This is a genomic window from Pseudomonas sp. Z4-20, assembly GCF_051131955.1.
Classification (GTDB): Bacteria; Pseudomonadota; Gammaproteobacteria; order Pseudomonadales; family Pseudomonadaceae; genus Aquipseudomonas; species Aquipseudomonas marvdashtae.
Genome location: NZ_CP071641.1, coordinates 863,875 through 881,792 on the forward strand (window position 1 = coordinate 863,875; position 17,918 = coordinate 881,792).

The window sequence follows — 17,918 nt, forward strand, 5'->3', positions numbered from 1 at the left end:
CATGCAGTACGAAAAAGATCCTCGCAAGAGAGGAAGTTTCGGACCCGTCCTGTGAGATACGTCTCTTTTTTGATCAGAAAATGTCCGCTCTCTTGAACCGAAGGCGATATGCAGGGTCTGGTGTGCTCGAAGTAGGTATCCGTTTTCGCCTGCTCGCAAGCTTGCTGTCTTTTTGTATCGAGGGATTGAACATGTCCGTATATGCCTTAGGGACGAGGCTTATCATTTCGTCGCTGTGTTTTTTAGCGATGCATGCTGCCGTCGCCGCGCCCACCCCCGGCGACACGGACCTGATCCGCGAACGCCAGAATCGCTTGCTCGAAGAACAGCGGCGGCGCCTCGAAGAACTCAAGGAATTGCCAGGCAAGGAAGCCAAGCCGACCCAGCCGACAAAGCCTGCCGATACCCGTTGCTTCCCCATAACCACCATCGAACTCAAAGGCGCCGACGCCTTGTCCGAGCGTGAGCGCCAACGTCTGCTTGAGCCCTACCTCAACCAATGCCTCGGTGTGCCGCAGCTCAACGAACTGCTCAAGGTCATTACCGACCGCTACCTCGAAAAGGGCCTGGTGACCAGTCGCGCCTACTTGCCGCAACAGGACCTGTCCAGCGGTCACCTGCAAGTGTTGGTGGTCGAGGGGCGGCTGGAAGGCTTGAAGGGTGACGAAGGCAGCGGCCTGTCCGAACGGGAGCTGGCGATGAGCTTTCCCGGCAAGCCCGGCGAGTTGCTCAACCTGCGGAACATCGAGCAGATGGTCGATCAACTCAACCGTCTGCCGTCCAACAATGCCCAGATGGAGTTGACGCCGGGGCAGAACATCGGCGGCAGTGAAGTGCTGGTCAAAAACACCCCGCAGAAGCCTTGGCGCGCCGGCCTTTCCCGGCACAACGACGGACAGAAAAGCACCGGCGAACAGCAATGGGGAGTCTCCCTGGACTGGGACAGCCCCTTGGGCCTGGCCGATCAACTGGCCTTGCGTGGCGGTCGCGATGCCATCAGCGATCACGACAAGACCTCTCGCAACGGCATGCTCTATTACAACCTGCCGTTTGGCTGGTGGAACCTGGCCTACAGCTACAGCCAAAGCGAGTACCGGGCATTGGCCCAGGCCAACGGTTTCAACTTCAAACAGCGCGGGGACAGCCAGAATCACCAGTTGGTCCTGGAACGAGTGGTCCATCGCGACGCCGTGAGCAAGACGTCGCTCAATACGGGCCTTTCGTACCTGCGCACCAATAATTTCGTCGCAGACAGCAAGCTCACGGACAGCAGTAATCGCATCAGCGAGGCGCAGTTCGGCATCAACCATGGCCGGCGGATCGGTAACGCCTTCGTCAACGTCGACCTGGGCATGCAGAACGGTATCGGCGCCCTCGACGCCCAGGGCGACCACGACCCGGGCCCTGGCCTGCCGGATGCGCGCTATCGCAAATACACCGCCACCCTGAGTTACTTGCAGCCCTTCATGCTGGGCGGCGAGTCCTTCAGTTTCAGCAGCCTGATGACCGGCCAGCGCAGCGAGGACGCGCTGTTCAGCCCGCAGCGCATGAGCCTGGGCGGGCTCTCCTCGATTCGCGGCTACAAGGACCAGACGCTTGCCGGTGACAGCGGCGGCTACTGGCGCAACGACCTGCGCTGGAGTCGTCCGGTGACGCTGGAATGGCTGCGCCCGGTGTTCGCCGAATACGGCACCGGCCTCGGTTACGACCAGGGTGTTATTCGCGGCACCCGCTACAACGGTAGCGAGCACGGACGCATGTCGAGCAACTCCCTGGAGTTGTTCGCCCGTGGTGAGCACCTGAGCGCCAGCGTGACCTTTGCCCATTCCCTGGAACGCCCGGATGCCCTGACCGAGCGCGAAGCGCCGATCTACTTCCGCTTGGATTTATCCATCTAATTTTTGCTGCAACGAGACCTGATCATGGACGACCGCCAATACGCTTTTCTGGCCCGCCAGCCTTCTACCGCCCTGCAAGCCCGCGACGCCTTCTGGGGCATGCCCAAGCGTGGCTTGGCGTTCCTGTTGATCAACGTCATGTTCTGGCAACCGCTGTGGGCCCAGGCGGATGGCATCGTGGTCAGTGCCCCCGGCACCAGTATCGGCAAGGCCGGCAACGGCGTGCCGGTGGTCAACATCGCCAAGCCCAACGGCAGCGGCCTGTCCCATAACCGATTCAAGGATTACAACGTCGGCAGCAACGGCGTGATCCTCAACAACGCCACCAACCCCGCCCAATCCACGCAACTGGGCGGGATTATCCTCGGCAACCCGAACCTCAAGGGCACGGCCGCCAAAATCATCCTCAACGAAGTCAATGGCGGCAACCCGAGCCAGTTGCGTGGCTACACCGAGGTGGCGGGCAAATCGGCCCATGTCATCGTCGCCAACCCGTATGGCATCACCTGCAACGGCTGCGGTTTTATCAACACGCCGAAGGCGACGTTGACCACCGGCAAGCCGATCATCGAAAACGGCCAGTTGAACCGCTATCAAGTGGATCAAGGCAGCGTCTCAATCGAAGGCGCGGGCCTTAACGCCAACAACGTCGACCGCTTCGAAATCATCACCCGTAGCGCCAAGATCAATGCCGAGATCCAGGCCAAGAACCTGACAATCGTTGCCGGTCGCAACGACGTCAACGCCAGCACCCTCAGCGCCACCGCCCGTGCCGACGACGGCAGCGCCAAGCCGGAACTGGCCATCGACTCCTCGGCGCTGGGCGGCATGTACGCAGGCGCCATCAAGCTGGTGGGTACCGAGGCCGGGGTCGGGGTGAAGCTGGACGGCAAGATGGTTGCCAGTGGCGGGGATATTCAGCTTGATGCCAATGGGCATCTGAGCCTGGCTGAGACGGCGGCTGCCGGTGCGGTCGATATCCAGGCGAAAAGCCTGGAAACCCGGGGTGAGGTGTATGCCGGTAGCCGGTTGGTGGCAAAGACTCAGGGCGACCTGACCAGCCAGCAGAACCTGGTGGCGCGTGACAGCATTCACCTGGACAGCGGCGGCACGCTGACCAACAACGGCATTATCGAGGCCGGGGTCAACGTCGATAACAGTCGCAATACCTTGGGCGATGTCACCCTCTCGGCTAGACAGCTGAACAACAGCGGCAAAACCGTCATTGCCAGCCGCGACCTGAATGTCTCGACCACCGCTGCACTGAACAATCAGGGCGGTACGCTCAGTGGGCAGCGCAAGACCACGGTCACCGCCGGCGTTGTGGATAACCGCAACAAAGGCCGGATCCTCGGTAAAACCGAACTGCACCTGACGGCCAACCAAGTGCTGAACGCCCAGGGCGGCCTGATCAATAGCCAAGGCATTTTGACTGCCAACCTGAGCCATCTGGACAACAACGCGGGCGAACTCTCCAGCCTGAACAGCGCGACCCTGATCCTCGGCAGCCTGGACAACCTGACCGGCCTGGTCATGGCCGGCCAGAACCTCGACATCACCAACGCCGGCGCGATCAACAACCAGGGCGGCGAGTTGTCCAGCCAAGGCCTCGTGACCGTGCGCACCGACAGCCTGGGCAACAGCAACAAAGGCACCGTCGCCGCCAATGGCAAGCTGCTGGTTACGGCGACCGGCAAGGTCGACAACGCCAACGGAGGCCTGATCGCCAGCCGTGCTGCGCAGGCCGAGCTCCACGCCGACAGCCTGGATAACGCCAAAGGCACGCTGCAAGGCAAGGGCCTGGTGACCGTGGATGTCACGGGCGATATCGGTAACCAGGGCGGCAGCATCATCGCCCAGGACGCCAACCTGAATGTATTCGCCACTAATCTGGACAACCGCGGCGGCGTGCTAGCCAGCGTCAAGGGCGCGCTGGAGGCGCGAGCCACCGGTGTGCTGAAAAACGGCTATGACGCGAATGGCCAGGGCGGCACGATCCAGGCGCAAGGACTCAACATCAAAGCCTTGGCTGGGTTGTTCAACGACGGCGGACGCATCGCCGCACAAGCGGGCGACATCGTGATCAGCAATGCCGGTGCGGATATCGACAACCGCAACGGCGGGATGTACGCCACGGGCAAGGTCTGGGTCATTGGCCGGGCCATGGACAACAGTGGCGGCGGGCAGGTCAGTGCCGGTCGCATCGACTTTGACCTTTCGGGCGCACTGAACAACAACGCCGGCATCATCGAGAGCCAGGACAGCCTGGATATTCTTGCCGCGAGCCTGAGCAACCAGAAAGGCCAGCTGCGCACCCTGGGCCAGAGCAGCACGACGACATTCGAAATCGGCGGCTTGTTCGACAACATCAATGGCACTCTGGAAACCGCCAGCCAAGACGTGGGCCTGGACACCGGTAGCGTCCAGAACGTGGGTGGCGAAATGTTGCACACCGGCCTGGGCGTGTTCGGCATCAGCCAGGCCAACCTGGGACAGGCCGGTGGCCGCCTGGTGACCTACGGCAACCTGAACGTGATGGCCGATAGCTGGACCAACAGCACCGCGATCCAGGCGGGGCACCTGGTCGTTCATGTCAACCAATTGACCCAGACCGCCACCGGCCAATTGCTCAGCGCCAATGGCATGGAAGGCCGCGGCAGCAACTGGCGTGTCGACGGGCTGATCGGCAGCGATGGGGCGCTCGACCTGCAACTGACCGGCGCCTATACAGGCAACGGCCGCTTGAGCAGCCTCGGCACCTTGGGCCTCAAGGCCGCGCTGATCAACCTGGAGCAAAACGGCAGTATCGCGGGCGGCGGCAACACGACCGTCGTGGTCGATGGCGTGCTCAACAGCTACGGTCGCCTGACCTCGGCGGCGGACATGAGCGTCACGGCTGCCACGATCAACAACTACGGCACCCTTGGCAGCGCCGGGGCGCTGGGTGTATCGACCGGCGACCTGCTCAACGAGCGTGGATTGATCTTCAGCGGCGGCACTACCAGCCTGCGCGTCAATAGCCTGACCAACCGCTATGCCGATATCTACAGCCTGGGTGATCTGAGCATCGATCGCGACGGCTTCGGCACACGTGCCAGCCGCATCCTCAACAGCTCCGGCACGCTGCAAAGCGACGGCAACATGCGCCTGGCGGCCAGCACTATCGACAACGTCCGCGAGGTCTTGACCACCCACGATGCAGGCATCTACACCGCCTCAATCAGGGAAGTGGCCTGCGTCCCAGGTGATTGCGACGGCCCCAAGCAAAACCACGTCTGGCAGATCATCCAGCGCGACAAGTTCGGAGTCACCGCGGCCAGTGCCGCCTCCAGCATCACCACCGGCGGCAACCTGAATATCCAGGGCGACACCCTGAGCAACCGGAGCAGCAGCATCGGCGTCGGCGGCGCACTGACCGCCAACCTCGTCAGCCTGAACAACATCGGCATCGAGACCGGCGAGATTGAAACCTCGCGCACCTTCAGGTCCCAACGCACGCGCCGCCCGGGTAGCTGGCGCGCCGCCGCCAATGACTTCACCAACAAATACTGGTTGCAGAGCCCCGGTTACAACGCCAATGACCTGAGCGGTCTTGAAGCGGCGATGAGCCATTTTATCGGCAGAACCGAACGTGAGCTGCCGCAGTTCCGTACTGAGACAGCCACCACCGACAGCCAAACCTATGCCGCGATTATCCAGGCCGGTGGCGCCATCGACATTCCTACCCAGGGCGACCTCAACAGCGGCGTCGTGCGTGGCGGCTACAACTACGTCGGTGCCGGCCCGCGCACCGACACCCAGGCCGACAACGCCTTCTCGACCCGCATCAGCGTCAATCGGCAGCTACCCCCGAACCTGACCCAGCAACAGGTCGATCCGCTGGCCTTGCCGGGTTTTGACTTGCCCACCGGGCAAAACGGCCTGTTCCGCATGAGCGGCGACGGCTCGGCCACGCCAACCCAGAGCACGGGCCTGACGCCAGTGCGCGGCCTGCCGGACAGCTCGTTCCAGGCCAACCCGCAAAAATACCTGATCGAGACCAATCCGGCGCTGACCAACATGCGCCAGTTCATGAGCTCTGACTACCTGCTGACGAACCTGGGCTACGACCCCGACGTCGCCGCCAAGCGTTTGGGTGACGGCTTCTACGAACAACGCCTGATCCAGCAAGCCGTGATCGCCCGCACCGGCCAACGCTTCCTCGACGGCCAGACCTCCGACGACGGCATGTTCAAGTACCTGATGAACAATGCCATCGCCAGCAAGGACAGTCTCAACTTGTCCCTGGGCGTCAGCCTGACCGCCGAACAGGTTGCGGCCCTGACCCATGACATCGTCTGGATGGAAAACCGGACGGTGAATAATCAACAGGTGCTGGTGCCGGTGCTTTACCTGGCCCAGGCCAACCATCGTTTGGCGGCTAATGGGGCGTTGATTCAGGGTTCAGACGTGAGCCTGATTGCCGGCCAGAACCTGAATAACGCCGGCACCCTGCGAGCGACCAGCAACCTGAGGGCAAGCGCTGGCGACAGCCTGGTTAACAGCGGGTTGTTGGAGGCAGGGAATCGGCTTGAGGCGTTGGCGGGTAAGGATCTTACCAACCGGGCTGGTGGTGTTATTGCTGGGCGGGATGTCAGTGTTGTTGCCGTGGCCGGTGATTTGACCAACGAACGCACCATCACCCGCCATGCCAGCAGCACCGGCTACAAGACCGAACAACGCGACTTTGCCGACAGTGCGGCGCGGATCGAGGCCAGTCATGACCTGACAATGGGCGCCGGACGGGATATCGCCAACAAGGGAGGGGTGGTTAAGAGCGGTAATAACATGGGCTTGCAGGCAGTGCGCGATGTAAACATCACCTCCGCCGAGCAGGTGGACAGCAACACAATGGGCAGCAGGCACCGGGACCAAACCATCACCCAAAACGGTTCCAGCGCTACCGCCGGCCGGGAGCTGAAGGTGACGGCCGGGCAGGATCTGCGGGTCGTCGCCAGCAACGTCATCGCCCAGAGCGCCCTGGCGCTGACAGCCGGACGCGATATCGCGATCACGTCTGCCGCCAACGAAAGCCACCGCTCGTCCCAGAGCAAAAAAGTCAAAAGCAGCAGCGACCTGGTGCGCCAGCAATCCTCAGTCGTCGAATCGGGCGGGGACCTCAGCGCGAAGGCGGGGCAAGACCTGAGTCTTGTCGCCAGTCGCCTGACAGGGGCCAATAATGTTGCGCTCGACGCCACACGCGACATCAGCCTGTTGTCTGCAACGGACGAAGCCGCAGAGTTTTACTCGAAGAAAAGCAAAGGATCCTTTGGCCGCAGTAAAAGCGAGCAACGGGAAAGCTATGACAGCACCAACGTCGCGTCGGTGGTGGAGGCGGGGCAAGACCTGACGGTCAATACCAGCCAGGCCGCCAGTGGGGGTGTCACGCTGGACGGCGGTCGCAACGTTACGGTGATCGGCAGCCAGTTGAACGCCGGCAATGATTTGGTGGTGGGGGCCACCGGTGATGTGGCGGTGCTCTCGGGTATCGAAGAACACGGTTCCTACAGCAAGAAAACCAAGTCGGGTTTCCTCGGCTTGTCCAAGAGCGGCAAAAGCGAGCTGAAAACCACCGCCTCCCAAGTGGCCAGCGAGCTGGAAGCAGGCAACGATGTGGTGCTGGTCGCGGGCAATGACTTGCGTTTACGCGCCAGCGAAACCACCGCCGGTAATGACGTGGAACTGCGTGCGGGCCTGGTCAAGGACAGCGGCGACATCAACCTCGTCGCGGCCAATGACACCGCTTACAGCCATAGCGAGCAATACAAGAAGAAAACCGGGCTCTCGGTCTCGGGCGGCTTCCTGTCGTTCTCCTCGGCGAAAGAGTCGGGCCGGATCGCGCAAAGCAGTACCAGTGTTGGCAGTCAGGTGACGGCTGATCGTGATGCGACTTTGCAGGCAGAGCGCGATATCAACCTGGTGGGCAGCGGAATCGAGGCTGGGCGTAATGTCAGTCTGAATGCCGGGCGTGATGTGAATGTCCTGGCGGCGCAGAACAGTCATTCCGAGCGGGATTGGGAGAAGAACAAGCAGGCTGGGATTGGTGTTTCTTCGGATGCTAATGGCATCAATTTTTTTGCTGGTGCCGATAGCCTCAAGAACAAGAATCGTCTGGAACAGCAAACCGCTGCCGCTAGCCAGATCAGTGCCGGGCAAGATGTTGCAATCAACGCTCAACGCGATATCAACCAGACGGGTTCCGATTTGCGTGCCAGCCGTGACATAGGCCTCACGGCAGGACGCAATATCAACGTGGATGCTGCGCGTGAAACCCAACTGACCGAGCAGGAGCGCGAAGCCAGTCGTAATGGGCTTGGCATTTCGTTCAATCATAACTACGGCAACACCAAGGATGCGGTCAGTGGCGCAGGGAAAGGGGAGGACGGCGTCAGTAAGGCGTCCAGTACCCTAAAAGGCGTCGATGCCGTCGCCCAATTCGTCAACGGACCGACCGTCGACGTCAAGTTTGGCAACAGCACGCAAACCAGTAGCCAGCAGGTCATTGAGCAGACCAATCGCGCGTCGACGTTCGATGCGGGCAACGACCTGAATCTCAATGCCGGCAACGACGTCACGGTCAAAGGTGGTCAGCTAAAGGCCGGGCGGGATATCAACGTCAAAGGTCGCGACGTCACGCTGGATGTAGCGAAGGGAAGTGTCAGCCAGGAAAGCACTGATCGCCAAAGCTGGAGTGGGATTCATGGGGGCACCAGTGGAGGCTTCAAGCTAGGTGTCGGCGGCAGCTACGGTGTTGCCACCGAGGATGGCGTTCACGGCAGTTCGACAGCCACTCAGGTTGCCGTTGGAAGGGATGTCAATGTGGACGCCCGCCACGACATCAACCTGATAGGCACTCAGGTCAAGGCTGGGCGAGATATTGCGCTCGATGCTGGTAATGAGTTGAACATCCGGTCGGCGCAGAACGCCAGCGACAGTGAGAGCAATCGACACAACGGTGGTGGTGAGGCAGGCCTGACGTTCGGCTCTCAAGGCGTAGGCGTCTACGTCAGCGTGAACATCGGCAAGGGCAATCTCGACCGGGAAGGTAACCGACAGCAAGAAGCCTACCTCTACGCGGGCAACCGCCTGGGCTTCACCAGTGGCCAAGACACCAACATCAGTGGTGCCACCCTGCGCGGCGATGAGGTCGTTGGCCGTGTCGGCGGTAATCTGAATATCTCCTCGGCGCCTGACACAGGCGAAGTCAAAGGCAAAGAGTTCGACCTCAGCGTTACCGCGACCGTTGGTCCAGGGGCTGGCATCAGCGGCTCGGTGGGATATGGACAAACGACCGGTGAGACCCATTGGGTCGAACAGCAAACCAGCATCACCGGCAAAAACAAAGTCGACATCCGGACCGAGGATCACACTCAACTGGATGGTGCGCTGATCGCCGCCGATAACGGCAACCTCAAACTGGACACCGGAACCCTGGGCTTCAGTGACATCGCCGGTAAGGACAAGGAGCACGGCTATTACCTGAACGTGGGTGGCAGCTACTCCCAGGGTGGTGGCGGCGCTCAGGACAGCAGTCAAGTTGGCAAAGGCGAGAAAGATAAAAACGGCTGGAGCATCAGCGGTTGGGAGTATGAGAAGGATCGTCAGCAGACCGTCCGGGCCACTGTCGGGGCCGGCGAAGTTATGGTGCGCAATGATGCTAAAACCGGGGCCGATTCGACGGTTGCGCTCAACCGGGATGTAAGCAAGGCCTACGAAATCACCAAGGATGATGAATCTCGGACCGACTTGTACGTCACCAAATCCTCGGTAGACGCGGTGATGGATCCTTACGGGACGGTGCAGGCTTGGAAAAACAGCATCAAAAGCTACCCCGAGAGCACCGTGAAAGCGTATGAGGACGCACTCAAGCTGGTCAGTGGGCCGGTGCAGGCCACCAAGCAGATCTGGACCAACATCCAGGCGCAGCGGGTTTCAATTGATGAGGTCCCTGCTTCCGCGAGGGCTGCGTTGGGGGATGAAGTTGCGCTGAACGTTGCGAAGAATCTGGTTCGAAATGGTAAGGATCCGGATGACATCGCGAAGCTGGAGCCTAAGGATGTAATTGCTATCCAATACTTTGCGGACCTATTCACAACGTTTGCCAAGCAACAAGAAAGCTGTGGCGCTACAGGAGGCTGTGCATCGGGAGAGGAAGGCCAGAAGGATCCAGTCCACTATGTTGATGCGGATGGCAACAGCAGGATTGTGAATTTTAAGCCGGTGGTACCAAGTACCCCCGGCGGAAATGTGTTGGTTCAAACTGACGCTTTACAGACCTATCTCGATAAATTGAACCCAGCGCAAGCGCAGCTTGTACGCTTGGGAATACAAGCCGTCATGGGACCAGCCAAAGCCGCGGTGAGTCTGGCCGGTAATGTAGTGGTAGATAAGCTGTTCGGAGACAAAATCGCCGACGCTAAAGATGCTTTGTCAAAATCCCTAGCGAGCGAGCTCAGTGGTAAAAGCAAGGAAGACTTGGAGCATAGCGATGATCGTTTCAAGGAACTTTTCAAGCGTGGGGCAACTGATCAAAAAGGTGATGTATACGTTCGTGGTGCAACGACGCTACTGGATATTGCCTTGGGGACCGTCACCAACGCTGCCGGGTCTGTAGCCGGCAAGGCCATTGGTATTGTGGGTAAGGGGTCTTCGGATGGTGTAACGAAAGGGCGCGATGAGCTGGGGGGTGGTCCGAAGGATGCTGATTGGGACAAGAAGTTTGCGGAGAGTCCGCCGAAGGGGTGGGTGGAAACGGGTGGTGCAAAAGCGACAGGCCAGATTGTACCTGACGCAATTAGCCCTACTTATCGAGAGCTTCAGGGATTAAACAAAGGATTCCAAGCCCATCACACCCTGCCTCAATATTTGGGGAAAATGCTGGGGTATACGAAAAATGACATGCTAGATCACCCTGCGACTCTAATTACCCAGTACTCTCATACGGGAAAGGTGAATCCTGATGCTATGCATAAAGCTATCAGTAAGTATTTGCCACCCATGGTACGTGGTAAGCCGGCTACGTATACTCCTGGGCAAATAAGCTCGGGGTTGCAGAAAGCCTATGGCGATATAGGGCGGCCCGAATTGTTTGACTCAATCAAGCACCTGATTAAATAGGTATGCAAACATGACTGATAAACAAATATATGAATTAACCATTGATGATCTTGCTGATTTTGGTGTTTGGTACTTTCCTATGGATGAATCTGCGGAAGATGAGCTAACAGTCCGTCCTCTCCTTGATAAGGAGACTTGTACTGACGCTCAAATAATCGTTCGCGCTAGTTTTGTTGGGAAAAATGGTTCTAGTTACTTAGGTTATCTGTACTGGGATGGTGGTGGGGAAGTTGAGTACTTAAAACCTGTCATCCTTCTTGAAGATGGCTCCTTTGTTACATTCTGGAATGGGATGATTGAGCCTTCTTGGGCAGACTACTCTGCAAGAGCTCAAGAGCTAAGGAGTGGACTTCCTTTTTCATATATTTCAGAGTCTCTTCTCGAGCTGCCTAAAATTTCAGGGAGGCTTGAAGGACTATATTATTTAGATGGAGATCACATTTCCTGGGTAAGTTGATGGTGCAAAAGGGCCCGACCAAGCTCTGCCCAATAACCAAAGGCTGCTTTCAGGAACTCCTGGTCAAGTAACTGGCGGTAGCTCAACAAAGCTAGGGCAGAATCTGAACCAAGCAATGGGGAGAAATCGCACAGACTCGTGGGCTGGTTATCAGGCTCAGCACCTGATTCCTTCGGAGTTAAAAAATCATCCTATTCTGAAGAAGGCAGGCATTGATCTGGATGACTCCTCTAATGGCATATTTTTGCCGGCAAGCAAGGCTAAGCCAGAGGGCGCCATAAGCGGTATGCCGAGACATACAGGTAGCCATCCAAGCTATACTGAGGCTGTACGAAAAAGTTTGAATGTAAAAAAAAGGGGACAGATTTATTTTTTTTCGCTAAGTACTTAAATAAATCAGTCCCCTTTTTTGTGCCAGCGACAGTGAGAGCAATCGACACAACGGTGGTGGTGAGGCAGGCCTGACGTTCGGCTCTCAAGGCGTAGGCGTCTACGTCAGCGTGAACATCGGCAAGGGCAATCTCGACCGGGAAGGTAACCGACAGCAAGAAGCCTACCTCTACGCGGGCAACCGCCTGGGCTTCACCAGTGGCAAAGACACCAACATCAGTGGTGCCACCCTGCGCGGCGATGAGGTCGTTGGCCGTGTCGGCGGTAATCTGAATATCTCCTCGGCGCCTGACACAGGCGAAGTCAAAGGCAAAGAGTTCGACCTCAGCGTTACCGCGACCGTTGGTCCAGGGGCTGGCATCAGCGGCTCGGTGGGATATGGACAGACCACCGGTGAAACCCATTGGGTCGAGCAGCAGACCAGCATCACCGGCAAAAACAAAGTCGACATCCGCACCGAGGATCACACCCAACTGGATGGTGCACTGATCGCCGCCGATAACGGCAACCTCAAACTGGACACTGGAACCCGGGGCTTCAGTGACATCGCCGGTAAGGACAAGGAGCACGGCTATTACCTGAACGTGGGTGGCAGCTACTCCCAGGGTGGTGGCGGCGCTCAGGACAGCAGTCAAGTTGGCAAAGGCGAGAAAGATAAAAACGGCTGGAGCATCAGCGGTTGGGAGTATGAGAAGGATCGTCAGCAGACCGTCCGGGCCACTGTCGGGGCCGGCGAAGTTGTGGTGCGCAATGATGCTAAAATCGGGGTCGATTCGACGGTTGGGCTCAACCGGGATGTAAGCAAGGCCTACGAAATCACCAAGGATGATGAATCTCGGACTGACTTGTACGTCACCAAATCCTCGGTAGACGCGGTGATGGATCCTTACGGGACGGTGCAGGCTTGGAAAAACAGCATCAAAAGCTACCCCGAGAGCACCGTGAAAGCGTATGAGGACGCACTCAAGCTGGTCAATGGGCCGGTGCAGGCCGCCGGACAGGCCTGGAACAGCATACAGGCACAGCGGGTATCAATAGAGGAGGTTCCAGCTTCTGCAAGAGCTGCGTTGGGGGATGAGGTTGCGCTGAATGTTGCGAAGAATCTGGTTCGAAATGGTAAGGATGCTGGGGATATCAAGGAGCTGAAGCCTGAGGATGTAGCCGCTATCCAAAGCTTCGCGAAGAGATTTGCAGACTTTGCCAAGCTGCAAGAAAGCTGCGATGCCAAGGGGGGCTGTGTATCAAATGATTCGGAGACACAGCCTCGTACTCTTGCTTGGTATACGGATACCGATGGTACCTTAAAGTGGCGGAAGGTCGAAGACGTGCGGGTCGACACGCCGGGCAGAAAGCTGCTGCAAGAAACCGCGCGATTGCAGACGTACTTGGACGGTCTACCAGTAGAACAAGCGCAGCTCCTGGGCTTGGGGATTCAGGCAGTCATGGGACCCGCCAAAATGGCGGTCGGTCTCGCCGGCAACGTGGTGGTCGACAAGCTGTTTGGCGACAAAATCGCTGCGGCAAAAGATTCAATATCGAAATCGATTGCAAGCGAACTTAGCGACAAAGATAAGACTGACTTGGAGATTAGCGATAATCTCTTCAAGACTCGCCACGAGCAGGACCGGGATAAACAGTCTGGAGATGTGTACGTTCGTGGCGCAACGACGCTGCTGAATATCGCGTTGGGGACTGTCGGGAATGCTGCGGGGGCTGGGGCGGGTAAGGTCGTTGGGATTGTTGGGAAGGGGTCTACGGATGGTTTAACGAAGGGGAACGACGGGCTGGGGATTGGTCGGGGAGATCCTGATTGGGATAAGAAGTTTGGGGAGAATCCGCCGAAGGGGTGGGTGGAAACGGGTGGGGCAAAAGGGCCCGACCAAGCTCTGCCCAATAACCAAAGGCTGCTTTCAGGAACTCCTGGTCAAGTAACTGGCGGTAGCTCAACAAAGCTAGGGCAGAATCTGAACCAAGCAATGGGGAGAAATCGCACAGACTCGTGGGCTGGTTATCAGGCTCAGCACCTGATTCCTTCGGAGTTAAAAAATCATCCTATTCTGAAGAAGGTAGGCATTGATCTGGATGACTCCTCTAATGGCATATTTTTGCCGGCAAGCAAGGCTAAGCCAGAGGGCGCCATAAGCGGTATGCCGAGACATACAGGTAGCCATCCAAACTATACTGAGGCTGTACGAAAAAGTTTGAATGAGATGGACCGAAATCTACCTGTGGAGCAGTTGCAAAAACAGGTTTTCGACTTGCAGGGTCGGTTGAGGAATGTTACTGGGTCGGGCATGCCTGTCCGCAACGTAGACGGCGCTAAGACAGAGGTGTGGTTGAAATGGTTAGGGAAGTAGAGTTGGGTGAAAATAGCAATCTGGTAAATGAAGTTATTGGCTTTGTAAATAGTGGGATGCTCTTGAGATCTGTCAATCAGGTTGTTTTGGGGGATGCCGAAATTGCTGATCTTGCAACGGCAAAAAAATATGCCTGGGTTCAGGTCTATGGGGGAGAATCTTTCACTTGGGCTGACTTAAGATCTGAGAGAATGAGTGAGGTTTGGGATGTTGTTTACGGTGGGGGCGAAAAATATACTGAGATGGATACTAAACTATCCGAACTTTTGGATGAGTTAAGTCACTCAGTTCAAAAGCAGCTCTCCCCGAAGCATAGAGAACTATTGGATGATGTTGTCTCGGATCTAAAGTGCTGTCTGTATAGTCGAGCTGTTCAAGGTAAGACTAATAATTTTTTTGAGGGAATATTTTCCGCCTATTTAAGCGGTGGGTGGCCATGTGGCTGGGTAGGTGACTGGCCCAAGGGCGGTCTCCTTGTATATCGTGACGATGCAACAAATACGAGGGGGGGCAGGGGCAACGCCTGAGATTCTCCACAGATTTAATGGAGAAAAGGGAGATTTGTTTGTTTTCTAGGTTCTAGATCTCCGTACAGAATCGCGAATTGATTCATCGCACTTTTCCAGTCATGTGCCGCAGAGCCCCAGTTTGCAGTGCGAAAAGGGGACAGAAAAGGGGGCTGTTCAGAATGGCACTTACTTAACGGCTAACTAGCTGATACGCCTGTAAAAAATGAAAAAAGGCTGGCCTGCTAACCTGCGCATGGCTGCCACCTACTGACGGGAAAGGGGAGAGATTTATTTAAAGAAAAGGTGAAAGCCATCGCTCTGTTGGTTAAATAAATCTGTCCCCTTTCTGATAAGAATTACCTAAGGTATGGGATCGCCTGATTGAGCAAAGCTCTTCGAAAGCGCGGGTATTAACAAGCAAGGAGTTTGTTGATGAATTTGGTAAATGATTTTGACAGCCTGCTTGAAGATATTTTCGAAGGAAGGAAGGACTTGGCTGTGTTTGTCGTTAGCGGTAGGTGCTACTACCTCGCAGATGATAAAGAAAATTTTTGCATTGATGTAAGACCTGAGTATCGAGAGTATGTTGAGCGCGGTGTTATGGATGGTGATCTTTATGATGCTGCCATTTCTGCTTTTAGAGGTGGCGTCCCGGTCCTAGATGTGAATACATTTCAACGTTATCTAGATAACAACGGGGTTGAAGTTTACTCTTCGGCTTGGATGGGGGATTTTTTTAAGTATGGTCACTCCGTTGCCTATTTTGCTGAGTTCTATAGACATATAGAAGACGTTCTGTCTGGTAGCGCAGAAGCTCGTCTGGACGAGTGGGATAAGCTAAGGATGAGGCTGCCTCGATTCTACATAAATCTTGATGATAGGACATTTCAACATGTTGATTGGGATCGGTCGCATGAGTCTTATGTCCCTTCAGATTGGAATGCAAAAGCGTCTAGTGAGTTCGGAGAGTTGATTCCGAGCGAGGAAAAATATTGGATAGTGGATGGAATGGATTTTTGGCGTTTGCAATCTCAGGGGTAATTCTGAGGCGGTAAAAAATACTGGAGTAGTGGAAAAAATGGCAGTTTTATTTGCTTCTTCCAAAAAAAGGGGACAGATTTATTAGTTTGCTCATTTCTTAAATAAATCTGTCCCCTTTTTTGCTTTTTTGTGATGGGGTTATATTTTCAGTCGGTGGGTTTGAAAGGCTATAGTTTTTATATTGAGGCCGAGAATGAGAAGAAGTAGACTTGTTAGCGCAGTGATGCTGGCTTTTGCATTGTTGGCAGTCGTGTGGGGGGTAAGTACATTTTTTGCGATGATGGTTGCGGTTTTAATAGCACTGTTGTTTCAGACTGATTCAAATTGGGTTTTTATTTGGGTCGGGTTTCCCTTGTCATGGGGCCTTGCATTGTATTGGGTTGTTACTCGCTGGGACTACGTTAAGTCTTTTATCTCCGGGCGGGGAGGGTGGTAGCGAGTGCGATAAAGGGGCGTTAATTGTTGATTTTTATCTTTAATAAATTTGTTCCGCTTTTCACTTTTTCCAGACTGTGCTCCAGGGATTGGGAAGGAAGTCCCCTTTTTTATTCTAGGAATACCGATCCCGGAAAAATTCTGAAGAAATAGGGGTCAGATTTATTTTGTGTGTGTGAAAAAAAGGGGGCAGATTTAATAGTTTGCTCATTTCTTAAATAAATCTGTCCCCTTTTTTGATTTTTGATGATGTAACAGCGTTCGATACGCGAATATCGATTGGCGCTTTTAAATCCACAACTTACGAAGGGCAAATGAAACTTGCAGCCAAAGAGTTGTCGGGTGCTATTCAGCAAGGCCAAGTGAGAGCCTCAAGCTTTACTGCTAAGCAGCTCCAGCAGATTAACGACGGAGCAAAGAAAATCGATGGATACACATGGCATCATCATCAGGATAGTGGGCGGATGCAGTTGGTTCCTGAGTTGATCCATAAAAAAACGGGACATATCGGTGGTGAAGCTATGGGAGGTGGGATGTGATTTTGAATGAGCCGGGGTACTTTAGTGATGAGTTGATGGCTTTCGTTATTACTTGTCTTTTCTGTGAAGCTATAAACAAGGATGAGTTTAATGTCTGGTGTGCTCAGGCTTCGTCGCTGAATGCTGCTCCAGCATTTTTATATGACTTGATGGTTTTTCATGATGAGATTTTAAAAGTCTATAAAGTTGTTGGCTATGTGCCCTGCTGGGAGCATGAGGAGGATGACGAATATGCGTTGTACGGTATCGCCGTTCGGCGAGGGTTTGAGCCGTTTGATATGCCCGTAACCCCAAGTGAAGCACTTGATTTCCTTAACGCGTCACCAAGAATTGAACTGCTATTTGATCAGGTTTTTGACTTTATAAAGCTATAGCTTTAGTGCGAAGAAAAAAAGAGAGAAAAAGGGGCCAGATTTGAATGGCACTTACCATTCTGCTGTTGTCGAAAATACTTCGATAGTCTCTGGTCATTCAAATTTTGCAGGGAAGTAATCATGAAAAAAACCACCTTTTTAGTTCTAGCCATGGCCCTGGCAGGCTGTCACTCAAACGTCAGGGATTCCTCGCCAAGCCTGCTCAAGGATGGCGTGCAGTTGCAACAACCCAAGGTCGTCGCTGACGCAGACCACGCCAAGATCATCATGAAGGCGACAGGGTTCACTCACCCTGTGCAGTTCATACGACGCAGTTCCGATGCGGATCAGCGTGCCGAGATCTTGGGAACCGTGGTCGATTCCGGTCGTGGCAAAGTATTTGGCTGGATCGCCAAAGTGAACGAGGTTGCCAACAGCGCCACCGTAAAACGCTTCCCCCAGCTGGAGGTGCAGGCTGATCCCGGGCAGGCGATTGAAGTGATCGGTGAATCGCGGGTCTACGACTCGAACTACAACCGCTATGCCGAAAAAATTGTTTATGCATGCGGCCCTATGAGTTCCACCTTCAAGCCCGAGAAGCAAAAGGTTTACCTGGTGGAGTTCGTGATCATTGGGGCAGGTTGTGAGCAGCATGTTTACGATGTCACTCAGCCACAGGAGCGTATTCCCGTAGCGAGCATCCAGGGGCACTGAGTCCGACTAAGAATTACTGACCGCCGGGCGCGATATCGCTATCACCTCCGCCGCCAACGAAAGCCATCG

The 17,918-nt window shown here is 55.6% G+C and carries 9 protein-coding genes and 1 pseudogene; all 10 read left to right on the plus strand.

What is annotated here, in order from left to right:
* The first annotated feature begins 191 nt into the window (after positions 1 to 191).
* Entirely contained in the window at positions 192 to 1,898 is a 1,707-nt protein-coding gene (locus J3P82_RS04110) for a ShlB/FhaC/HecB family hemolysin secretion/activation protein (protein WP_434560919.1), read from the plus strand.
* 24 nt (positions 1,899 to 1,922) lie between these two features.
* Complete coding sequence (locus J3P82_RS04115; RefSeq protein WP_434560921.1) at positions 1,923 to 11,054, plus strand: hemagglutinin repeat-containing protein; 9,132 nt, start codon at positions 1,923 to 1,925, stop codon at positions 11,052 to 11,054.
* 10 nt (positions 11,055 to 11,064) lie between these two features.
* The gene (locus tag J3P82_RS04120) at positions 11,065 to 11,511 is read left to right on the plus strand and encodes a hypothetical protein (RefSeq protein ID WP_434560923.1); all 447 of its coding nucleotides are present in this window, start codon (positions 11,065 to 11,067) and stop codon (positions 11,509 to 11,511) included.
* Positions 11,512 to 11,626: 115 nt separating this feature from the next.
* Positions 11,627 to 11,902, plus strand: coding sequence for an AHH domain-containing protein (locus J3P82_RS04125; protein ID WP_434560925.1), 276 nt, complete (start codon positions 11,627 to 11,629; stop codon positions 11,900 to 11,902).
* Positions 11,903 to 11,927: 25 nt separating this feature from the next.
* Positions 11,928 to 14,258: pseudogene (locus tag J3P82_RS04130) on the plus strand (AHH domain-containing protein); the annotation flags it as partial.
* Complete coding sequence (locus tag J3P82_RS04135) at positions 14,243 to 14,785, plus strand: hypothetical protein (protein ID WP_434563686.1); 543 nt, start codon at positions 14,243 to 14,245, stop codon at positions 14,783 to 14,785. The pseudogene J3P82_RS04130 and the gene J3P82_RS04135, both read left to right, overlap by 16 nt.
* Positions 14,786 to 15,199: 414 nt before the next feature.
* On the plus strand, positions 15,200 to 15,808 hold the full coding sequence (locus J3P82_RS04140; RefSeq protein ID WP_434560927.1) for a hypothetical protein: 609 nt from the start codon (positions 15,200 to 15,202) through the stop codon (positions 15,806 to 15,808).
* A 749-nt stretch (positions 15,809 to 16,557) separates the two neighbouring features.
* Complete coding sequence (locus J3P82_RS04145; RefSeq protein ID WP_434560929.1) at positions 16,558 to 16,782, plus strand: HNH endonuclease; 225 nt, start codon at positions 16,558 to 16,560, stop codon at positions 16,780 to 16,782.
* On the plus strand, positions 16,779 to 17,156 hold the full coding sequence (locus tag J3P82_RS04150) for a hypothetical protein (protein WP_434560931.1): 378 nt from the start codon (positions 16,779 to 16,781) through the stop codon (positions 17,154 to 17,156). Before J3P82_RS04145 ends, J3P82_RS04150 begins: the two co-directional genes overlap by 4 nt.
* Before the next feature lie 120 nt (positions 17,157 to 17,276).
* Positions 17,277 to 17,849 (plus strand): hypothetical protein, encoded by a 573-nt coding sequence (locus J3P82_RS04155; protein ID WP_434560933.1) that lies wholly within the window; start codon positions 17,277 to 17,279, stop codon positions 17,847 to 17,849.
* Positions 17,850 to 17,918 lie beyond the last annotated feature (69 nt).